Raw genomic sequence first — 20959 nt, 5'->3', positions numbered from 1 at the left:
TTTTAAAAGATAAGCCGTAGGTGAATGCGATGGCATTGTGGCGATCGACTGTAATTGTCAGTGCAATGACGATGTTATCTCGAGTGTTGGGTTTGGTGCGTGATGTGGTGCTACTCAATGTATTTGGTGCAGGTAAGGACTTCGATACCTTCGTTGTTGCCTTTCGTATTCCCAACTTTTTCCGACGCTTATTTGCGGAAGGGGCTTTTTCTCAGGCTTTCATTCCTGTTCTGACCGAATATAAGACCAGTCGTGCCCATGCCGAAGTCCAGATTCTCATTAGTCGGGTGTTTGGCTGTCTGCTTACGGCCATGTCGTTATTGACCTTTGTCGCTATGGTGGCGGCACCTGCGATTATTTATTTGTATGCGCCTGGTTTCCATAACGACCCAGAGAAATTCGATCTCGCTGTGGATATGTTCCGTTTGACCATTCCATATTTGATGTTTATGTCATTGACGGCTTTTGCCAGCAGTATCTTAAACAGCTATGGCTCATTTGCTTCACCTGCATTTTCTCCTGTATTACTCAATGTGGCGATGATTGCAGGGGCGTGGTGGCTGACGCCGTATATGGCGGAGCCAATTATGGCTTTGGGTTGGGCTGTGGTTGCTGCCGGTGTTTTACAGCTGGCGATTCAGATTCCTGAACTATGGAAAAAGAACTTACTGATTCCACCGAAAGTCGACTTCAAACATGAAGGGGTGGATCGTATTTTAAAACTGATGCTGCCTGCCTTGTTTGGCGTATCAGTGACGCAAATTAACTTATTGCTCAATACAATCTGGGCGTCATTTATGCAAGATGGTTCAGTATCATGGTTATATAGTGCTGAACGTATGACTGAGTTACCGCTGGGCTTAATTGGTGTCGCGATTGGTACGGTAATTTTACCTTCGCTTTCTGCACGCCATGCAGAGCAAGATCAAGCCAAATTTAGAGGCATGATTGATTGGGCTGCCAAGATTATTATGCTGGTCGGTATTCCCGCAAGCATTGCGTTATTTATGTTGTCCACACCGATTATTCAAGCACTGTTCCAGCGTGGTGAATTTACCGTGGAAGATACACGAATGACTGCCTTAGCACTGCAATGTATGAGTGCAGGGGTCATCTCATTTATGTTGATCAAAGTATTTGCGCCAGGCTTCTATGCACAACAAGATACTAAAACCCCTGTTCGTGTCGGCTTAATGGCAGTGGCAGCCAATGCCATTCTAAACGTAGTCTTTATTGGCTTCTTTAAGTTAATCGATTGGCATGCTGAGCATATGGCGCTCGCACTAGCATCTTCAGGCTCGGCTTTGGTGAATGCGGGTATGCTGTATTTCTATTTGCATAAACGTAATATCTATCGTTTTGGGGCACATTGGAAAAAACTGGCATTGCAATATGCGGTTGCCAATATCACCATGATTGCAGCACTTTGGTATGGTTTAACCTTGTACCAAGGCGATATTTCTCAATGGCTACGTATTGCTGAAGTGATTGGCTTGTGTGTCATTGGTGTCGTTGCCTATGCTGTAGCATTGTTGGTTACTGGTTTCCGACCAAGACATTTAAAAGCTTAGAAAAATCCGGAAGAGTTAAATTATAAAAATGTGTAGAAATGTAGCATTAGACATATTAAAGCTTTGTCTATCTTTTCTTGTTGTCATGCTACATTGCAGCTTATTTAAGAATATTAATGAGACTTTATATTTTACAACAGTAAATGGAATATGCAGAATAGCAGTTCCCATTTTTCTTCTTATTACAGGGTATTATTTCTTTTATATTAATAATTTAGAAAAATTAATTAAATGGGGGAAGAGGCTTCTTATTCTTTATTTAATTTGGATGTTAGTTTATTCACCATTTTGGTTTTCTTACTCATCTTTAGTAGAAAATATTAAAAATCTCTTTTGGGGCTATTTTGTACTTTGGTATTTAATCGGAGCCTTCTTTGGTGGTTTACTGCTCTACTGGATTAGAAATTATTCGCTAGCTTTTCAGCTAAGCATAGCAGTCCTATGCTTTCTTATTGGTTATGTGATACAGACTGCTGGAAACTTACATTTATTCCCTAGAGAAACAGATCATCTTCTAAATAATTTTAATAGTTATCGGAATTTTTTGATGATGTGTTTCCCATTTATGATGATTGGCTTTTGGATTAATAAGTATAAGATAGACCATAAAATAAATATTAATTTATATCTAATATCACTCTTACTGTTATTATTAGTGTTTGAGTCATTTATCCATTATTACTTTGTTAACCATAGAGAATCTCTTGATTTTCTTGTAATATTATTGCTAATTGCACCAGCAATTTTTATTTATACACTCAAGCTAGATATTCAGAGTCACAGCAAAAATATTGCAGTACTTTCAACTGCTATTTATCTTATTCATCCAATCATGATGGTTGAATTGGCGAAGAGATTTGATGCAAACAATACGGTGATTTTTACTACATATGTTTTGTTTGCATCAATCATATTGGGATATTTTTTGACTCTTTTAAACAAAAGAGTCAAATATTTACTTTAATGGACTTCGAGTAATTCAATATCGAAAATCAACGTGCTATTTGGGCCAATCGCATCGCCCGAACCGACATCACCATAGGCAAGATTTGCTGGAATAAAGAAACGTGTTTTGCCACCTTCTTTCATGGTTTGAACACCTTCAGTCCAACCCGAAATCACTTGGCTGAGCTTGAACTCAAGAGGGTGGTTGCGTGCGATGGAACTGTCGAACACCGTTCCATCGAGCAAGCGTCCTTCATAGTTTACTTTAACCATTGATGTCGCTTTGGGTGATTTCCCTTGGCCTTGTTGTAGTACTTGGTACTGTAGGCCTGATTTCGTGGTCACGATATCTGCCTTCTTGCCATTTTCAGCTAAAAAGGCTTTGCCTGCTTGATCATTTTTTTGTGCTTGTTCTTGAAACTCAACCAGTTGTTTGGCTTCTAGGCGCTTTTTATATTGATTGAGTACAGTCGCCATTTCCTCATCGGTTAAAGATGCTGTTTTACCTTGAATAGCTTCTTGTAAGCCTTGTACAAAAGTTTCGATATTTAAGTCTTTTAAAGTCTCGGCATTGCCTCTGCCCATGAGATAACCGTAGCTATAACCGAGTTGATCTTTTTGTGGGCTTTTTTGTGTAATTGATGCTGCTTGAACCGTTCCGATAGTTGAAGCAATTAAAATGAGACCTAATCTTTTCATTATTTCTTCCAAAAAATAAAGGAGAGCATAGGCTCTCCTTAAGATCATTTACTTAACAGCGATTAATTCTACATCAAAAATTAATGTGCTATTCGGTGGGATCGAACCAGGAACACCTTGTTCACCGTAACCTAAGTTTGCAGGAATATAAAGTGTTGCTTTACCACCTTCTTTCATCAGCTGTAAACCTTCAGTCCAGCCTGGAATCACTTGATTCAGTGGGAATTCAATTGGCTCGCCAAGGTCATAAGAGCTATCAAAGACTTTACCATCAGCAAGTTGACCTTTGTAGTGAACTTTCACAACAGAAGTTGCGGCAGGCTGTTTACCTGTACCTTCTTTAGTGATTTTATATTGCAAGCCTGAAGCGGTGGTTTTCACACCTTCTTTTTTCGCATTTTCTGCTAAAAAGCTGTTATTGGTCGCTTCGACTTTTTTGGTCTCATTCGCTTGCTTTTGTTGCAGCTCTTTTTGGAACTCGATATAAGCCGCTTGTAACTCTTCTTCTGTGTAGGCTGCTGGTTTTTGTGCATGTCCGTCACGGAAACCAGTAATAAATGCACTGGTTTCTAATTCTGGTGGGGTTTGTTTTGCCACTTCATAACCTAATGCATAACTGATTTTTGCCACAGGTGCTGCATTTTTGTCAGCCTTTGCGCCAAACTCAGTGGTTGGATTTTTAGTAGCGTAGTAAATAGGAACGAGCGCTGCACCGCCTAAAACAGCTGCGACAACGAAAGGTAAAGCTTTACTCATGAGATGTCCCAAAGCGAGATTTTAATAAAAAATATGCCGTTGATCTTAGCATGTATAGGCTTAAGCATTGAATAATAAACAGCAAAAATGCTTGGATTTTTTGTATGAGGATTGAGTCATTTGTGAAATCAATGAGCATTCTTGTTGAAATAAAAAAACCAGAGGATTTAAAGTTCTCTGGTTTTTAAAAACATAATATCAAGACCGATTATTTACTGGTTTGATATCGATACTGGGGAATTTGATAGCTTGGGATCTGATCTAGAATAAGGCCATCAATCTCAAGCCCCGCATTCACAAAATAAGATTTTGCGAGTTCAATATCTTTCAGTTGTGTCTGACCATATTGCACTAAACAAAGATTAAAACCTGTAAATTGAGCAAGGTTTAAACTATCAGAGGTTGCAAGTACGGGTGCTGAACTGATCAAGATGTAGTCGTATTGATTGCTGATCTGTTGCATTAACTGTGCAAAAATTGATTGATGTGAACTAATAGAAGCCTCATCATTGCTTTGTCCACGACCAATTAGACTCAAATTCGGATAAGTTGTATTTACGATAATCTGATCTAAATTGGCTTGTCCACGTAAATATTCAGCTAGGCCCACTTTGGAAGTGTTATTGAAAAGTTGGTCAAGTTCACCACGATAAAGGTCGCTATCAATGACTAAAACTTTCTGCCCAGCTTGACTAAGATAAAGTGCTAAATGTTGAGCAATCACACCTTGATTTTGATCGGGTGTAACACTTGTTATGAGTGCAACGTTATGCTGTTTTTGCTGTAACTTAAAACGTAAAGTCGGGATAAATGTCTTGAGTGCGTGTAACTCAGGAGCAGTTTTATGTTTCACTTTAGGCAATTCAACATAAGTGTCAATTCCGACACCCTGTTCAATTTCATCACGATGACGTACGCCAGTTTGTAACATATTGCGAACTAGAGCAATCAATATACCAATAAATCCGCCAATAAAAATTGAGAGGATTAACACGATTAGCTTACGAGGTTTGATTGGTTTCGTTGGCTCTACAGGGTAATCTAAAACTCGAATATTTCCTGTTTCTCCAGCTTTGGCTAAGCTTAAAGATTGGTATGTTCCTAATAAATTGGTATACAGCTGGGTTTGTACTTGTACATCGCGATAGTATTGCAAATACTGGCTTTGTGTATTTGGCAATTTTTTTAATGCACTATTCAATTCATTAATTTTTTTATTAAAAACACCAATTTGTGCATTAATTTCTTGCATCATTGGATGTTGTTCTGTGTATTGCGCAGCTAATTCCGCTTGCTTTTGTTCCAACTGAATTTTTTGCGTTTCCAACTCGACACTCTGCTTTAAATAAAGCCCAGCTTCTTGCTGAATATCAATGGTGCCATGGGTTTCACGGAAAGTATTAAATTTTTGTTCTGTTTCTTCCAGTTCTTGCTTCAGTTTTGGTAGTTGCTGGTTTAAAAAGGCTAAAGTTTTTTCTTTTTCTGCTGATTTCGTCGCTAAGTTTTGCTCTTGATAAATTTCCAAGATGTGATTTAGCACTTTTATGATGTGCGTTTTGTCTGTCCCATCATAATTGATTGTGATAATCCCTGTTTGCTTGGTAACTTCGGCTGCTTTAAAATTTAATAAAATAGCTTTAACCGCTGCAAGTGTTGATTGTTTTTGAACAATATACTGACCTTCTAGAGGATGTTGGCTTGAAATACTAATTTTCCAAGCTGAGCTAAGGGGAGTAGAATTTTCTTTTTGATTTAGGGGGCCTTTGTAAACTTCTAGCCCAGTTTTTTCTGACATAAGGCTAAAGTTTTGTCCATGGAAGCTTAGAAGTAGGTTTTGATCTAAATATTGTTTTGGAATGTCAAATTGGCGAATAGAGAACTCAGTTTTATGATTTTTAACTTGTACTTGATCCGTAAGATAGTTGGTGTGAAATTGATCTGAACTAAGTAGTTTTTGAAAGAAGGATTGCTCAGATTGAATTTGAATATCAAGATTTAGATCCTGAATAGTTTTTGCGAGAATAGATCTAGAGTTTAGAATCTCTATCTCTGTCTGAATGGATTGCTGACCACTACCAATATTTATGCCAGCTAGGCTGCCCAAAGATGCTAATTGAGGACTTAAGTTTGCTAAGCCATTTTGTTTGTTATCAATGATTTGAATTTTTGCATCAACAGCATAAGTTTTTTCTGTTGTTTTAAGATAAATAGCTGCACAGACGAGAGAAAATATTGTACAGAAAACAATAAGTTTCCATTGTAGGATAAGGGCGAAGAATAACTCTCTAAGGTCAATCGTGTCATCAGTCAGTTGTGTATTTTGATTCATAAGGGAACAACTATTTAAAATTTTGGAAAACGCTTATAGATTCTTGGAAATCTAAATGATCAGATTGAAAAGGTCGTATTATTTACCTAACTGATCAAAACTATAAAGTGCATTCGAGAATGGTATAATTTGATTGACCATACGTTGCCAGCGCGTAAGACCTGTTGCGTCAATATAGACAATATCATTTTTCTGCATAGCGAATTGATTGGCTAAAGCGAGATTACCTAAGTTACTTAAATTCAGCTGATAAATGGTTGAATGTCGAGTATTTAAATCAGTCCGCATGACATAAATCCGTGCAGCACTTGCGGTATAGGGGTTAATCCCTTCACTTTCACCGAGGACATCACTGAGCATCATACCTTGATCTCGAAGGGGTAAAGCTTGGCTACGGCTAGACTCACCCATGACATACAGTTTTTGATTTTGTTTAGTATTCACAAAAATCGTGTCATTGGGCTGAATCAATAATTTATGTAATGAAAAGCCTTTTTTTTCTAAATCTACCAGATTTAAATTATACGTGGCACCCTGACGAATGAGTTGTATCGAAGTATTATCGCCTGTTTCAGGATTAATGCCGCCTGCCATCCCCAGTGCTGTATACAGGCTAATTGGTTGGTCATTCAGGGTGTATTGCCCGCTTTTCATGACTTGGCCATTTACAAAATAGCGATTTCCTTCATAGGACAAGACACGAACAATGACATCTGGTGTTTTTAAGTATTTTGCAAATTGGCTGCGTAAGTAACGATTTGTTTCGGCTAGCGTTTTCCCAGAAATATGTACTTGCCCTATTAGCGGCAGTTGTAAATTTCCATTACTATCAATAGGATAACCAATACCTTTGGTATTATTCCCGTCTTGAAGCGGAGGAGTGATTTCAGGGTAGGCCCATAATTGGATAGATAAAACATCGCCTGTATTTAAGCGATATTGGCTATGGGGCTGGCGGAATAATAGGGATAGATTATTTTGATTAGAAGCGATCGTAGAGATATTGAGCGATTGTAAACTATCTTGTGTTAATTGCATGACGGTAATGTCTGCGCCTTGTTCTGTTTTATACGTTCCTTCTTCTGGAAGATCATGGGTTTGAAGCCCTGAAGTGATTGCACAACTCGCAGCGCTCATGCTGATCGTAAGAATAGAAAACAGTTGGTAATACTTCACATCAAACCCTTGGATAGTCTTATTTTTCATTGATATCACTTGCCATTTTGAGTAAGTCATTCGGCAAAGAACACTAAAACAAGGCGATTTTATCCCAAAAGATTAAAAAAACATAATAATCTTTTTGTGCGAGTGTAGGGAAATTTGAGGGATATAGTGTTCTTTATAAAATAATTTGATTTAATTCAGTATTTGATGAAAAGTAATTTGTTGATCGCTTTAAAATAATGAGACAATCATTTAAATAAAATAGAATGAACTGCTAACAAATTGATGAAATTTGTTATATTATGCCGCATCGTATCCCCTTAACTTACCTTAAACGTTAAAAAATATTTTTTCTAATTTTTTCAATGAAATAGGAAGAGTATAGCATGGTTATTTTGCAAGCCCAATTATCAGGTTGTTCCAGCGCGTCTTAAGGTGAGTATGAAGATAGAAAGTTTAGATAGAATCTACTCGATGTAGTATAGTGGAAAAATATGAAAATATTATTAACTGGTGGTGCTGGATTTATTGGTTCTGCTGTAGTACGCCATATTATAAAAACAACGAAAGATACCGTTTTAAATATAGATAAATTGACCTACGCTGGAAATTTAGAATCCTTAAAAGAAATTGATGAGGATCTTCGCTATCAGTTTCAACAAATTGATATTTGTGATGCGCCAAAGCTAGAGAAGATTTTCCAACAATTTCAACCTGATGTAGTCATGCATTTGGCGGCTGAGTCGCATGTTGATCGTTCAATCGATGGACCAAGTGCATTTATTCAGACCAATATTGTAGGAACGTATACCTTATTAGAGGTGACACGTAAGTACTGGCAGGCATTAGATAACAATCAAAAAGCAAGCTTTCGTTTTCACCATATCTCAACAGATGAGGTCTATGGTGATCTAGAGGGAACAACAGACTTATTTACTGAAACAACACCTTATGCGCCAAGCTCTCCCTATTCAGCAAGTAAGGCGAGTTCAGATCATTTAGTTCGTGCTTGGCAACGTACCTATGGCTTACCGACGATTGTCACCAATTGTTCTAATAATTATGGTCCTTATCACTTTCCAGAAAAGTTAATTCCTTTAGTCATTTTAAATGCTTTAGATGGCAAAGCATTGCCGATCTATGGAAAGGGTGATCAGATCCGTGACTGGTTGTTCGTTGAAGATCATGCTAGAGCACTGTATCAAGTTGTTACTCAAGGTGTGATTGGTGAAACCTATAATATTGGTGGGCATAATGAAAAGCAGAATATTGAAGTAGTTAAAACCATTTGCAAAATTCTAGATGAATTAAAACCACAGGCTAATGCTCAAGCTTATGAAAGTTTAATTACTTTTGTAAAGGATCGTCCTGGGCATGATCTACGCTATGCGATTGACGCATCAAAAATAGAGCGTGAACTTGGCTGGAAACCTCAGGAAACTTTTGAAACGGGTATCCGTAAAACCGTTGAATGGTATTTAAATAATTTAGAATGGTGTCGCCGTGTACAAGATGGCAGTTATCAAGGTGAAAGATTAGGGGTAAATGTCTAATGTCGACGAAAGGTATTATTCTTGCGGGTGGCTCAGGTACACGCTTATATCCAATTACCAAGGGTGTATCTAAGCAGTTACTGCCGATTTACGATAAACCGATGGTGTATTACCCTTTGTCAGTCTTGATGTTAGCGGGTATTCGCGAAGTTTTAATTATCAGTACTCCAGATGATATTGATGGCTTTAAACGACTATTGGGTGACGGTTCGCAATTTGGTGTTGAATTGAGTTATGCCGTTCAGCCAAGTCCAGATGGTTTAGCTCAGGCTTTTATTATTGGTGAAGCCTTTATCGGCACGAGTAATGTGTGTTTAGTGCTTGGTGATAATATTTTTTATGGTCAAGGCTTTACACCGATGTTACGCCAAGCAGTTGCTCGTCAAAAAGGGGCAACGGTCTTTGGCTATCAAGTGAAAGATCCTGAACGCTTTGGTGTGGTTGAATTTGACGAGCAAAAACGTGCTGTTTCATTAGAAGAAAAGCCGAAAAATCCAAAATCACATTTTGCTGTAACCGGTCTGTATTTCTACGACAATGATGTTGTCGAGATTGCAAAACAAGTCAAACCATCTGAGCGCGGTGAATTAGAAATCACGACCGTCAATCAAATGTACCTAGAGCGTGGCGACTTGAATGTAGAATTGCTTGGACGTGGTTTTGCTTGGCTCGACACGGGCACACATGAGAGTTTGCTTGAGGCAGCACAATTTGTAGAAACCATTGAAAAGCGACAAGGCTATAAAGTGGCATGTTTAGAAGAAATTGCCTTTAATAATGGTTGGTTAAGCAAAGAGCAAGTTTTAGTAATTGGTCAAAGTATGAATAAAAATGATTATGGCCAATATTTGATTTCTTTGGTGAATGAAGTATGAGCTTAAAGAAACTCATTGATTTACCTGACTTAGGCGATGAACGAGGCGGGCTGGTTTCGGTAGAGGCTAATCAGCATATCCCCTTTGACATTAAACGGATCTATTATATTTTTGCTGCATCTAAAGATAAGCCTAGAGGATTTCATGCACATAAAGATCTAAAACAGCTTGCGATTTGCCTTCATGGGCAGTGCCGCTTTGTTTTAGACAACGGACGGCAAAAAGAAGAAGTTACCTTGAGTTCACCTACTCAAGGTTTAATCATTGAAAGTATGACTTGGCGTGAAATGCATGACTTTTCGGAAGATTGTGTATTGTTGGTATTAGCTAGCGAACACTATGATGAAAGTGATTATATTCGAGATTATGATGAATTTTTAACTACGGTTAATCGTCCATTCATTCACCCATTATCTGATGTACACTCTAAAAATATTGGTCAAAATACCCGAGTTTGGCAATATAGTGTCATTTTAAAAGATGCTGTAATTGGTACAGGGTGTAATATTTGTGCTCATACTTTAATTGAAAATGATGTGCATATTGGCAATAATGTTACTGTCAAATCAGGGGTTTATATCTGGGATGGTATAACCTTAGAAGATAATGTGTTTATTGGCCCTTGTGTGGCTTTTACCAATGATAAAAAACCACGTTCTAAACAATATCCAGAAAGTTTTGCTCAAACAATTGTAGAGCAAGGTGCCAGTATTGGTGCGAATGCAACCATCTTACCTGGTATCCGTATCGGAAAAAATGCACTGATTGGTGCGGGTGCTGTTGTGACCAAAGATGTTCCAGAAAATGCGATTGTCGTAGGAAATCCAGCTATCATTAAAGGTTATGTAGAATGACAACCCCTTTCTTAGATCTAAAAAATATCAATCAGCAATATCGTGAACAACTGATTGAAGCCTGCACACGTGTGATTGATTCTGGCTGGTATATTGGTGGCACTGAACTTGATCAGTTTGAACAGAACTTTGCTGCATATTGTGGTACGAAATATGCGATTGGTGTAGCCAATGGTTTAGATGCACTTATTTTAACTTTGAGGGCTTGGAAAGAGCTTGGCAAGTTAAAAGACGGTGATGAAGTGATAGTACCTTCAAATACTTATATCGCCAGTATTCTCGCGATTAGTGCCAATCAACTTATTCCTGTACTGGTTGAGCCAGATTCCGATACGTTTAATCTTGATCCAGCAAAAATTGAAGCTGTTATTACAAATAAGACCAAGGTTATTTTACCGGTTCATTTATATGGCCAGCTTGCGGCAATGCCTGAGATTATGGCAATTGCTGAAAAATATAATTTATTGGTTTTAGAGGACTCTGCACAAAGCCATGGCGCTGCAATTGATGGTAAAAAGGCTGGAAATTGGGGGGATGCATCTGGATTTAGCTTTTATCCTGGCAAAAATCTGGGTGCTTTAGGTGATGCAGGTGCGATCACGACCAATGATACAGAGCTTGCAAATATGCTTAGGGCTCTACGTAATTATGGGTCGCATGAAAAATATAAGAATCTAGTGCAGGGTGTAAATAGTCGCTTAGACGAAATTCAGGCGGCTATGCTTGATATTAAGCTTAAGTTTTTAGATCAAGAAATTGTGCATCGCCGTGAAGTTGCGCAGGTTTACTTAGAGGGAGTTAGTAATCCTTTGATTGAACTCCCTAAGATTGAAGTGAAAGCAATTGAAGATCAACAACATGTCTGGCATTTGTTTGTCATTCGCACTCTTCATAGAGAAGCTTTACAGCAGCATTTAGCAGCACACGGTATACAGACTTTAATTCACTACCCAATTCCGCCACATAAACAGCAAGCTTATCGTGAATGGAATAATCTAAGTTTCCCAATATCTGAGAAAATACATGAGACAGTCCTTAGTTTACCAATGAGTCCTGTCTTAAGTATAAAAGATGCTCAGCATATAGTTGAAGTCTGTAACACGTTTAGTCTTTGATATGAATCTGCTGAAAACAAGTGCTTTAAATGGAGTAGCCGTTTTAATTAAAACAGCTACTCTATTTATTTTGAATAAAATTTTAGCTATTTATGTTGGCCCTTCTGGCTATGCGATGATTGGCCAGTTTCAAAATTTTATTCAAATGATTACAACCTTTTCAGGAAGTATGATTAATACTGCTGTCACAAAATATACAGCAGAATATTATGAAGATAAGCAAAAGCAGAAAAAAATATGGCAGAATGCAGGGAGCATAGTTTTTATTCTAAGTGTGCTTTTTGCATTACTCATTATTATTTTTCAGCAGCAATTGTCCCTTTATATTTTTCATAGCCTAGAATATCAATCGGTATTTATTTGGTTTGCCATTTTTCTAGTTTTTTTTAATTTTAATACTTTATTTTTGGCGATATTAAATGGAAAAAAGGAAATACTAAAATTAGTATTGGCAAATATAGCGGGTAGCCTAGTATCTTTAGTCATCACGACAGCCCTTGCAGTCAAATATCATTTGTATGGTGCATTGATTGCGTTGTCTGTTTATCAATCGCTTGCTTTTTTTGTAACTTTGTATCTTTGCTATAAAGCAGATTGGTTTAAAGTTTCTTACTTGTTTGGTCGAATTGATTCTGATATTGCACATAAGTTTATGTCATTTGCCTTAATGGCTTTAGTCAGTGCGATTTGTGTACCACTTTCTCAAATAGTAATAAGAACATATTTAAGTCAGACTTTTGGTGCAGACTATGCAGGTTATTGGGAAGCGATGATCCGTTTAAGTGCTGCATATCTAATGCTAGTAACAACAACCTTAGGTGTCTATTATTTACCAAGATTATCAGAATTAAACAACTTGGTTGAAATTAAAAAAGAAGTCTATTTGGGTTATAAATTTATATTTCCACTCGCAATTTTAGGAGGGATATTTGCCTACCTATTGAGAGATTGGATTATTATTGTACTATTCAGCAAAAAATTTCTTCCAATGGCAGACTTATTTTTATGGCAAATGATCGGAGATGCCTTAAAAATTGGAAGCTGGATACTTGCTTATTTGATGTTAAGCAAAGCAATGATTAAACTGTTTGTAACGACAGAAATTATATTTGCAATAAGTTCAATTCTTTTAACTTATGCTTGTACCCAGATGTTTGGTTTTGAAGGAGTTTCTATTGCTCACTTAGTAAACTATGCAATCTATTGGGCGGTAATGAGTATTTTTGTATTTAAACATTTGCGGATGAGAGTTATATAGAGATGCAATCGAATGTCCAACCTTTAGTTTCAGTTGTCATCCCTTGCTATAATCATATGCATTATGTACATGATTGCATAAAAAGTGTAATTGATCAGACTTATCAGAATATTGAGCTAATTATTATTGATGATGGCTCTAAAGATCATTCAATTGAAAAAATTAGGGAATTAATCAATATATGCGAGCAACGATTTATTCGATTTGAATTTAGGCACAGAGCGAATAAAGGCTTAAGTGCGACCTTAAATGAGGCCTTGAGTTGGTGTCGTGGCGAATATTACTCGATCATTGCTTCTGATGACATGATGTTATCTGAGAAAATCATGAAGCAAGCTAACTTTTTAAAGGAATCTGATCATAAAGTTGCAGGTGTTTTTGGTGGATATCATCTAATAGATGATGATAATAATGTCATTGAAACAGCATTGAAAGATCAAAAAAAATATAATTTCAACGATGTTTTTTTACATAATTTTGATTTACCAGCTCCTACTGCACTTTTAAGGTTGAATGCAGTAAAAGAGGTTGGGGGTTATGCAGAGAACCTCAAGATTGAAGATTGGTATATGTGGTTAAAGTTGACTGAGAAGGGTAATTCATTAATATATCTAAACGAAGTTTTTGTTAACTATCGTTCACATGGTTCAAATATATCTAAAAATTTAGAAATCATGAATGTGGAGAGGAGGAAAGTAATAGATTGCTTCAAAAACAATAAGTTATATAATGATGCAAAATTGAAAATTCAATGGCTAAAAGCCACGGATTATAGCTATATAAATAAAGTACAAGCTTTAGCTTTTTTTAAAGATATCATAGTTGAAAGTCCGATACGCATTTTTTCAGTAGATTTCCTAAGATTCACCTTCCACTTTTTAAAGAGTATTGTCGTATGATAAAAATAAACTTTGTGGTTCATACGTACGATAAGTCAAATCGTGGTGGAGTTCTTCGAGTAGTGAGCATGTTGGCGAATTACTTTGTCAATCAATATCATGTTGAAATAATAAGTTTTGGAATCGTAGAGGAAGAAGCATATGCTTTGGATAGCCGTGTTAAAGTTACCTCTTTATATTTAGAAAACTATAATACTGTATTTTATGATGGTATTTCAAAATTGAAATGGTTTAAAGATGCATATCATAAGATTTATCCATGTATTTCAGAAGATAATGTAATCTGGATTACTTCATCGCCACCAATATCTTTGCTATTTTCACTGATCAAAATCATAAATAGAAATATTAAAGTAATTGGCTGTGATCATACTTCAACCATATATGAAAAGAATTTTTTCATTCAAAAAATCAGAAATTTATTTTTATCAAAATTAAATTGTATGGTCGGATTGAATCCGCAAGATGTTGATTATTATTCAAGAAATAATATTAAGTCAGTATGGATTCCCAATGGTATTGATTTAGAAAATATAGCAAGAGAAAAAAGTGCATTCAAATATTTGTTATATGTTGGGAGGTTTAATGAGGAAAAACAACCTTTTAAAGCGATAGATCTTTTTGTAAAAAGTGATTTGCCAAAACAAGGAATCATTTTACGTATGTATGGACATGGTGATCTTAAATGGGAAATAAATGACTATATAGAATCTAATAACTATGCTGAATATGTGGAAGTTATTTCAGGAGAAACAGATTTAGATGTGATTTATAAAGATGCATTTGCATTATTACTAACATCAAAAATAGAAGGCTTCCCATTGGTTTTATTGGAGGCAATTTCCAAAAACATTCCATGTTTAAGTTTTAGGATACCATATGGACCATTAAATATTATAAAAAATGGTATAAATGGATATTTTTTTGAAGACTCAGTTGAAGATTTTAGTGAAAAGATTTCAGCTCTACATTCTCTGGATCGTTCTCTAATATATAAAAGTATAGAAGAATATGATTTTTCAGAGATTTTAAAGAAATGGAATGCTTTGTTATTAGAGTGCAGTGAATAATTGTACTCTATGTAATGTTATTGATATGAAATAGGTTTTTAGATGTAACTACATTGAGAAATTAACTTAATTCTATAGTATTTTTTTCATTGTAGAGGAAGAGTTGGTATAAGGTTTTCTAAGGTTTAAGTGGAATTTGATTTATGATAAATATTGATTTTGATTTAAGAAAAATAATTGGTTATCCTTTTATTGTTTTTTCTTTAATCGTTTATATTTATTTTTTAAAAATAAATTTTTTCCCTGTGTATTTAATATTGCCCTATCTTTTTTTAGGATTATGTATTTTTATATTCGAAGTCATTAGAAGGGGCTTGGAGAAAAAGTATTTTTATTACTTTTTTTTGGTTATACTTTCTACGGTGTGGGCTTCTTTCTCATATATATATAATGTAGATTCCGATCTTTTTTTTGTAAAAGAAAATTTAATATTGAGTTTGATTTTCTTTTTTTCGGCCTTTTCTATAAAATATATATATAAATTATCTGGTGTTGATTTTAATTTTAAAAATATTGTTTTTTTTGCAAGTTTAGCATTGGCTTTTCAACTAATTTTTTCCTTAATTGTCAATTTTATACCATCACTTTTTAATGCGGTTATTCAGATTGTTAGCATTGATGGTTTAAGTTCAGATGTACTTCAAGACTTTAGTGAAGCCCGATTAGTTGGAATTGGTGCTTCTTTTTTTGCTTCAGGAATATTAAATTCATTTGTTTTAATACTACTAGCTTATAATGTTAATTATTTGTGTGATAAAAAAAATTATTATGTTTTATTGATGCTTTATCTAATCATTTCAATAGTTGGTATTCTATTTTCAAGGACAACTATTATTGGTATTTTATTGTCTTCATTATTTTTTATAAATTATAAGAGTTTATTTAAAGTCTTGGTACTAGTCGTGCCTTCTTTAATTTTATTAGTAATATATGGTAAGAGCCTAGCAGAAGAGAATAACCAAATTGCTTTTGGTTTAGATTTTTTATTTAATTTTGAAGACTCCCAAGCATCATCATCATTCGGTGGACTTAAAGAAATGTATGAAATATTACCAGATAATGTAAAAACCTGGGTTCTAGGGGATGCTAAGTATAAAGTTGTTTCACAAAGTGGTGATTTTTTGGCATATTATAAGGATACAGATGTAGGTTATTTTAGAGTGATTTTTTATAATGGTTTGGTTGGTTTGTTTTTGTTTTTTTTAATGACTTTTTACCTTTTGAAGAAATCTTTTTACTTTAGCCGAGCTTTGGTGTTTTTACTGTTGGTGTGCTTCCTTGCTCTGAATTTAAAAGGTGTGGCTAATGTTTATTTTTTCTGCTTTTTGTTTTTCTTAGTTGATTTTAGTTTTGATAAAAATCAATTCAATAATGATAAGAAGGTTTTAGTATGAACAAAGTTGCTATTTTGATTTTGGCGCATAAACCTATCAAATATTTTGAAGCACTTGCTAAAGAAAATAAAAGTGTTAATTTTTTTGTTCATATGGATAAGAAAACAAATTTTGAAAATTCCTATATTGAAAATCTAGTGTTTCTAAATGATGATCTAAGAGTGGATGTTAGGTGGGGTGGATTTTCACAAGTACAAGCAACATTGAATCTATTTTCATTTGTAATTGAGAATACTGAATGTGATTATATTCATCTTGTTAGTGGAGAGGATATATTACTTTCAAGCAATAATAATATTTATGACTCTTTGACTTGGCAAAGTTCTGATATTTTTATGGAGCTTAACAACTCTTTGAGCCATAGGTTTCGTGTTCGTTTTTTTGCTCCACATGTTGAAACCACATGGCAACGAAAACCTTTTGGGAAACTTCTTACATTTGCTTTGAAAATTTTAGATAGGATTCTGTTTACTAATAAAAAATTTTGGTTTGGAAGTAACTGGTTTTCAATTAGAAGAAACGAACTAAAAATCCTGTTAGAATCAATAAGTCAGAAAGATATTAATTTGTTTCAACATAGACTCAATCCTGACGAACATTTTTTTCAGCATCTAGTTGTTAAATCTGGTTTGCAGCATCTTGTTAGTGCGGATAAAAATAAGAGGTATATTATTTTTGATAAAAAATACAATAATGGTAATAACCCTCTTTATTTTGATGCAGAAAATTTGTTAATTTTGAAGAATGCTAGGGATTTCTTTTTCGCTAGAAAAGTAAAAGAAAACGATCAATTTGAATATTATGAAAAGGTAAACTCATTGTGATACTGTTTTCTATTTTATTGTCTTTATATCATAAGGAAAAAGTTGAGTACTTAGAAAAGTGCTTTGAAAGTATCTGGGATCAACAGACTTTAAAACCTACTGAAATAGTATTGGTTTTAGATGGTCCTATTGGAGAAGGGCTTACGAAATCTGTAGAACATTGGCAGCAGAAACTCGGTAATATTTTAAAAATAGTTACTTTGGCAGAAAATGTCGGTTTAGGTAAGGCTTTAAATGAAGGCTTAAAGCATTGTACGAATGAATGGGTTTTCCGTATGGATACGGATGATATCTGTACTCCAGATCGTTTTTCTAAGCAGGTTGCTTTTATTAAAGAAAACCCTGATGTAGTTTTATTTGGTGGACAGATTCTAGAGTTTAATCAAGATGTTTCAGACGCTCACGTATTAAAAGCTGTGCCTGAGAATCATAATGAAATTAAGGCTTTTGCACAAAATCGCTGTCCATTTAATCATATGACTGTTGCCTATCGTCATGATGTCATTACTGCACTTGGTGGTTATCAACATCATTTATTCATGGAGGATTATAATCTTTGGCTACGTGTGATTGGTGCAGGTTATAAAGTTGCTAATTTACCCGATGTAATTTTATTTGCTCGCGTGGGAAATGGAATGCATGCTCGACGTAAAGGCTTGGAATATATTAAAAGTGAAAAAAAGTTGTTGGATTTAAAAAAAGAGTTGAAGTTACAAGATCCAATTCGTGCTAATATAGTTTTTTTGTTACGGTCAGTGTTTCGACTACTACCATCCACGATGTTGGGGAAAATTTATAATAATTTTCTTAGGAAGAAAGTCTAAATTATTTTGATATATGGGTTTCAAACAATGAAAAGGCTTGTTGATATAGTTGTTGCATCTGTAGCAATTTTATTACTTTCTCCAATATTTATTCTCGTTGCTTACAAGGTCAGGAAGAACTTAGGCGCTCCTATCTTTTTTTATCAGGAACGCCCTGGTAAAGACGGTAAGCTATTTAAAATGATTAAGTTCCGCTCGATGAAAGATGCTACAGATTCTGCGGGTAATGCCTTACCAGATGAGCAGCGGATTACACCATTTGGACAAAAATTACGCTCTACAAGCTTGGATGAAATGCCACAGCTATTTAATGTGCTAAAAGGCGATATGAGCGTCGTTGGGCCTCGGCCAATGTTAAAAGAATTTGTTGAACTTTATTCACCTGAGCAAGCACGTCGTTTGGATGTAAAACCTGGGATGACCGGTCTAGCGCAAGTGAGTGGTCGTAACGAATTAGATTATGAAGACCGCTTTAAATGTGATGTTTGGTATGTCGATCATCATAATACCTTCGTTGATTTTAAAATCATGTGGAAAACATTAGGTGTTATGTTGAAACGTGAAGGGATTAATGCGCCTGGACATGTTGGCCCCTCTTTATTTAAGGGGAATAATTTACAAGAACAAGATAAAATTAACTCTTGAAGATCTATCTAAATCAATGAAGTAGTAATGTAATGATCAAGAAAGCAATTTTACCTGTCGCAGGTTTAGGTACACGATTCTTACCAGCAAGCAAATCTATTCCAAAGGAAATGGTGACTGTTGTTGATCGTCCAGCCATTGAATATGTGGTACGTGAAGCAGTTGATGCTGGGATTGAACAAATTATTTTGGTCACACATTCCTCTAAGGCCTCGATTGAGAATTATTTTGATCGTAATTTCGAGTTAGAAACAACTTTAGAACAAAAAAAGAAATTTGATCTACTCAAAGAAATTACTGATATTTTACCGAAGCATGTTAGCGTTGTGAGTGTGCGTCAGCCGCAGCCTTTAGGCCTTGGGCATGCTGTGCTTTGTGCAAAAGATATCGTGGGGAATGAAGCCTTTGCCGTATTATTACCTGACGTTTTAGTCAAGAATCAAGTCTCTGAAAATGATTTGTCTCTGATGATCCAGCGCTTTGAGACATCTCAAGCAGCACAGATTATGGTTGAAGCAGTACCTGATCATTTGGTTGATCAATATGGTATTGTGGATGTCGCGGTTTCACCGAATGAAGGTGAAAGCGTTGTGATGCAGGGAATCGTTGAAAAACCTGCGGTGGGTGCAGCACCTTCAAACTTATCTGTGGTTGGTCGTTATATTTTACCAGCACAGATTATGGCGCTTTTAGAAAATACCCCACGCGGAGCTGGAAATGAAATTCAGCTCACTGATGCCATCGCAGCATTACAGCAAGCAGAAGCTGTTGAAGCGTATCGCATGAAAGGGCAGACTTTCGATTGTGGTAGTAAGCTTGGATACCTAAAAGCTGTATTACACTATGGTATTGAGCATCCCAAATTGGGCGCAGATTTTAAGGGCTTAATTCAAGAATTGGCCCTGTAGTTTAGGGCATGTGGTTATGAAAGTTGCAATCTTTGGCAATACATTATATGCAGGCGTGATGTCTGCATTATTGTCTGAATCTGGGCACTTTGTGTATTGGTGCTCACATCTCAATGATAATTCCGCTGATCAGCAGTACTCATTTCATGATGAAAATGTTAGCCGCTTACTGGAACAACAGTTAAACAGTGGTTTTCTCAGTTATCGTGATTTGGATGCTATTCCTTTAGATATAGATGCCTATTTATTTAGTTTTAATCAAACACAAGAACAACAAGTTTTTCAACTGCTACAGTCGTTAAAACAGCGTCCGATTATTCATCCAAAACTGATGATTAATGCTTCAACCTTTGGTTTGCAGGGGACTGATCACTTTAAACAAATCCTTTCCGAAGATGACTGGGTTTATTTACCAGATACGATTCAAGAAGGAAATGCTTTACAGAGTTTAACTCAAGCAAAACAAATGATTGTAGGGTGCACGCAAGTTGACGTTCAGAGTAAAGTAAAAGAATTGCTAAGGCCTCTTTTTCCTTTGACACAACAGTATCTGTTTATGCCAATTTTGGATGCTGAATTTACGAAGCTCAGTATTTCAGGCATGTTGGCGACAAGAATTAGCTATATTAATGACTTGGCCGTGGTTGCTGAGAAACTCGGGATTGATATTGCTTCAGTCCGTCAGGGTATGGCGGCGGATAACCGTATTGGTTCAGCTTACTTAGCCCCTGGTGCTGGTTTTGGCGGTGAAAATTTTTCTCATGATATTTTGACACTCTCTAATACAGTTGCAAATACAGGCGTTAAAAGCCAATTGCTTGCACAAGTATGGGATATCAATGAGCAACAAAAAGAAATCCTGTTCCGTAAGTTTTGGAACTATTATCATGGTGATTTAAAGGGTAAGTCCGTTGCAATTTGGGGGGCTTCTTTTAAAGAAAATACCTCAAGTATTCAGCAATCACCCATTCACCAAATGCTTGCGGCACTATGGGCGCAAGGGGTGATGGTTCATCTACATGATCCGCAGGCTTTGGATGAAATTAAACAGATGTATGGGCAGCGTGACGATTTAGTCCTCTGTGATGATCAGTATGATGCGGTGAAAAATGTGCACGGTCTATGTGTGTTAACCGCATGGAAACAATACTGGAGTCCGGACTTTAAACAGCTCGAACAACTGATGGCACATCCTTTGATATTGGATGGTCGCAATATTTATGATCCAGACTATGTGAAATTACAAGGTTTCGCATATATGGGCGTGGGGCGTTAA

19 protein-coding genes are annotated in these 20959 nt (G+C 35.9%); 15 read left to right on the top strand and 4 right to left on the bottom strand.

The features are described from left to right. Positions 1–20 precede the first annotated feature (20 nt). Entirely contained in the window at positions 21–1571 is a 1551-nt protein-coding gene (gene murJ / locus A7P54_RS03260) for a murein biosynthesis integral membrane protein MurJ (protein ID WP_171548635.1), read from the top strand. Positions 1572–1599: 28 nt separating this feature from the next. Further along, positions 1600–2535, top strand: a complete 936-nt coding sequence (locus tag A7P54_RS03255) for an acyltransferase family protein (RefSeq protein ID WP_171548634.1) — start codon at positions 1600–1602, stop codon at positions 2533–2535. On the opposite strand, the gene A7P54_RS03250 is transcribed toward A7P54_RS03255, so the two are convergent. From A7P54_RS03250 to A7P54_RS03235, 4 genes are all read right to left on the bottom strand, one after another. Then, complete coding sequence (locus A7P54_RS03250) at positions 2532–3215, bottom strand: FKBP-type peptidyl-prolyl cis-trans isomerase (RefSeq protein WP_171548633.1); 684 nt, start codon at positions 3213–3215, stop codon at positions 2532–2534. The two genes, A7P54_RS03255 and A7P54_RS03250, sit on opposite strands and share 4 nt — an antisense overlap. Positions 3216–3263: 48 nt before the next feature. Then, positions 3264–3971: an FKBP-type peptidyl-prolyl cis-trans isomerase gene (locus tag A7P54_RS03245; protein ID WP_171548632.1), complete on the bottom strand. Its 708-nt coding sequence runs from the start codon at positions 3969–3971 to the stop codon at positions 3264–3266. A 208-nt stretch (positions 3972–4179) separates the two neighbouring features. Beyond that, positions 4180–6300, bottom strand: a complete 2121-nt coding sequence (locus A7P54_RS03240) for a GNVR domain-containing protein (RefSeq protein WP_171548631.1) — start codon at positions 6298–6300, stop codon at positions 4180–4182. A gap of 78 nt (positions 6301–6378) precedes the next feature. Beyond that, entirely contained in the window at positions 6379–7506 is a 1128-nt protein-coding gene (locus A7P54_RS03235) for a polysaccharide biosynthesis/export family protein (RefSeq protein ID WP_171548630.1), read from the bottom strand. A 452-nt stretch (positions 7507–7958) separates the two neighbouring features. Here A7P54_RS03235 and rfbB point away from each other — a divergent pair, with 452 nt between their 5' ends. The 13 genes from rfbB to A7P54_RS03170 all read left to right on the top strand — a co-directional run bounded on the left by rfbB (position 7959) and on the right by A7P54_RS03170 (position 20959). After that, entirely contained in the window at positions 7959–9017 is a 1059-nt protein-coding gene (gene rfbB, locus A7P54_RS03230; protein ID WP_171548629.1) for a dTDP-glucose 4,6-dehydratase, read from the top strand. Then, entirely contained in the window at positions 9017–9892 is an 876-nt protein-coding gene (rfbA, locus tag A7P54_RS03225) for a glucose-1-phosphate thymidylyltransferase RfbA (protein ID WP_004801792.1), read from the top strand. Before rfbB ends, rfbA begins: the two co-directional genes overlap by 1 nt. Next, positions 9889–10746 carry a WxcM-like domain-containing protein gene (locus A7P54_RS03220; protein ID WP_171548628.1) on the top strand — a complete coding sequence of 286 codons (858 nt, stop codon included), beginning with the start codon at positions 9889–9891 and terminating at the stop codon, positions 10744–10746. Before rfbA ends, A7P54_RS03220 begins: the two co-directional genes overlap by 4 nt. After that, positions 10743–11861 carry a DegT/DnrJ/EryC1/StrS family aminotransferase gene (locus tag A7P54_RS03215; RefSeq protein ID WP_171548627.1) on the top strand — a complete coding sequence of 373 codons (1119 nt, stop codon included), beginning with the start codon at positions 10743–10745 and terminating at the stop codon, positions 11859–11861. Before A7P54_RS03220 ends, A7P54_RS03215 begins: the two co-directional genes overlap by 4 nt. A gap of 1 nt (position 11862) precedes the next feature. Continuing rightward, the gene (locus tag A7P54_RS03210) at positions 11863–13119 is read left to right on the top strand and encodes an O-antigen translocase (RefSeq protein WP_171548626.1); all 1257 of its coding nucleotides are present in this window, start codon (positions 11863–11865) and stop codon (positions 13117–13119) included. Between the two features lie 2 nt (positions 13120–13121). Next, positions 13122–14018: a glycosyltransferase gene (locus A7P54_RS03205; protein ID WP_171548625.1), complete on the top strand. Its 897-nt coding sequence runs from the start codon at positions 13122–13124 to the stop codon at positions 14016–14018. Continuing rightward, positions 14015–15088: a glycosyltransferase gene (locus A7P54_RS03200; protein WP_171548624.1), complete on the top strand. Its 1074-nt coding sequence runs from the start codon at positions 14015–14017 to the stop codon at positions 15086–15088. Before A7P54_RS03205 ends, A7P54_RS03200 begins: the two co-directional genes overlap by 4 nt. Positions 15089–15231: 143 nt before the next feature. After that, the gene (locus A7P54_RS03195) at positions 15232–16482 is read left to right on the top strand and encodes a hypothetical protein (RefSeq protein ID WP_171548623.1); all 1251 of its coding nucleotides are present in this window, start codon (positions 15232–15234) and stop codon (positions 16480–16482) included. Beyond that, on the top strand, positions 16479–17306 hold the full coding sequence (locus A7P54_RS03190; RefSeq protein ID WP_171548622.1) for a beta-1,6-N-acetylglucosaminyltransferase: 828 nt from the start codon (positions 16479–16481) through the stop codon (positions 17304–17306). Before A7P54_RS03195 ends, A7P54_RS03190 begins: the two co-directional genes overlap by 4 nt. Further along, positions 17306–18130, top strand: coding sequence for a glycosyltransferase (locus A7P54_RS03185; RefSeq protein WP_171548655.1), 825 nt, complete (start codon positions 17306–17308; stop codon positions 18128–18130). Before A7P54_RS03190 ends, A7P54_RS03185 begins: the two co-directional genes overlap by 1 nt. Positions 18131–18157: 27 nt before the next feature. Continuing rightward, on the top strand, positions 18158–18775 hold the full coding sequence (locus tag A7P54_RS03180; protein ID WP_171548621.1) for a sugar transferase: 618 nt from the start codon (positions 18158–18160) through the stop codon (positions 18773–18775). 32 nt (positions 18776–18807) lie between these two features. Then, positions 18808–19683 carry a UTP--glucose-1-phosphate uridylyltransferase GalU gene (gene galU, locus A7P54_RS03175; protein ID WP_005319906.1) on the top strand — a complete coding sequence of 292 codons (876 nt, stop codon included), beginning with the start codon at positions 18808–18810 and terminating at the stop codon, positions 19681–19683. A 16-nt stretch (positions 19684–19699) separates the two neighbouring features. After that, positions 19700–20959 carry a nucleotide sugar dehydrogenase gene (locus A7P54_RS03170; RefSeq protein ID WP_171548620.1) on the top strand — a complete coding sequence of 420 codons (1260 nt, stop codon included), beginning with the start codon at positions 19700–19702 and terminating at the stop codon, positions 20957–20959.

This window comes from Acinetobacter sp. Ac_3412 (assembly GCF_013072675.1).
Classification (GTDB): Bacteria; Pseudomonadota; Gammaproteobacteria; order Pseudomonadales; family Moraxellaceae; genus Acinetobacter; species Acinetobacter higginsii.
Note: the sequence above shows the minus strand (reverse complement) of the source record. Positions and strands in the feature narration are given on the sequence as shown.

Coding starts and splice junctions, on each gene's coding strand:
- A7P54_RS03255 (WP_171548634.1), top strand. CDS start 1,600: ATGTGTAGAAATGTAGCATTAGACATATTAAAGCTTTGTCTATCTTTT.
- A7P54_RS03250 (WP_171548633.1), bottom strand. CDS start 3,215: ATGAAAAGATTAGGTCTCATTTTAATTGCTTCAACTATCGGAACGGTT.
- A7P54_RS03245 (WP_171548632.1), bottom strand. CDS start 3,971: ATGAGTAAAGCTTTACCTTTCGTTGTCGCAGCTGTTTTAGGCGGTGCA.
- A7P54_RS03240 (WP_171548631.1), bottom strand. CDS start 6,300: ATGAATCAAAATACACAACTGACTGATGACACGATTGACCTTAGAGAG.
- A7P54_RS03235 (WP_171548630.1), bottom strand. CDS start 7,506: ATGAAAAATAAGACTATCCAAGGGTTTGATGTGAAGTATTACCAACTG.
- rfbB (WP_171548629.1), top strand. CDS start 7,959: ATGAAAATATTATTAACTGGTGGTGCTGGATTTATTGGTTCTGCTGTA.
- rfbA (WP_004801792.1), top strand. CDS start 9,017: ATGTCGACGAAAGGTATTATTCTTGCGGGTGGCTCAGGTACACGCTTA.
- A7P54_RS03220 (WP_171548628.1), top strand. CDS start 9,889: ATGAGCTTAAAGAAACTCATTGATTTACCTGACTTAGGCGATGAACGA.
- A7P54_RS03215 (WP_171548627.1), top strand. CDS start 10,743: ATGACAACCCCTTTCTTAGATCTAAAAAATATCAATCAGCAATATCGT.
- A7P54_RS03210 (WP_171548626.1), top strand. CDS start 11,863: ATGAATCTGCTGAAAACAAGTGCTTTAAATGGAGTAGCCGTTTTAATT.
- A7P54_RS03205 (WP_171548625.1), top strand. CDS start 13,122: ATGCAATCGAATGTCCAACCTTTAGTTTCAGTTGTCATCCCTTGCTAT.
- A7P54_RS03200 (WP_171548624.1), top strand. CDS start 14,015: ATGATAAAAATAAACTTTGTGGTTCATACGTACGATAAGTCAAATCGT.
- A7P54_RS03195 (WP_171548623.1), top strand. CDS start 15,232: ATGATAAATATTGATTTTGATTTAAGAAAAATAATTGGTTATCCTTTT.
- A7P54_RS03190 (WP_171548622.1), top strand. CDS start 16,479: ATGAACAAAGTTGCTATTTTGATTTTGGCGCATAAACCTATCAAATAT.
- A7P54_RS03180 (WP_171548621.1), top strand. CDS start 18,158: ATGAAAAGGCTTGTTGATATAGTTGTTGCATCTGTAGCAATTTTATTA.
- galU (WP_005319906.1), top strand. CDS start 18,808: ATGATCAAGAAAGCAATTTTACCTGTCGCAGGTTTAGGTACACGATTC.
- A7P54_RS03170 (WP_171548620.1), top strand. CDS start 19,700: ATGAAAGTTGCAATCTTTGGCAATACATTATATGCAGGCGTGATGTCT.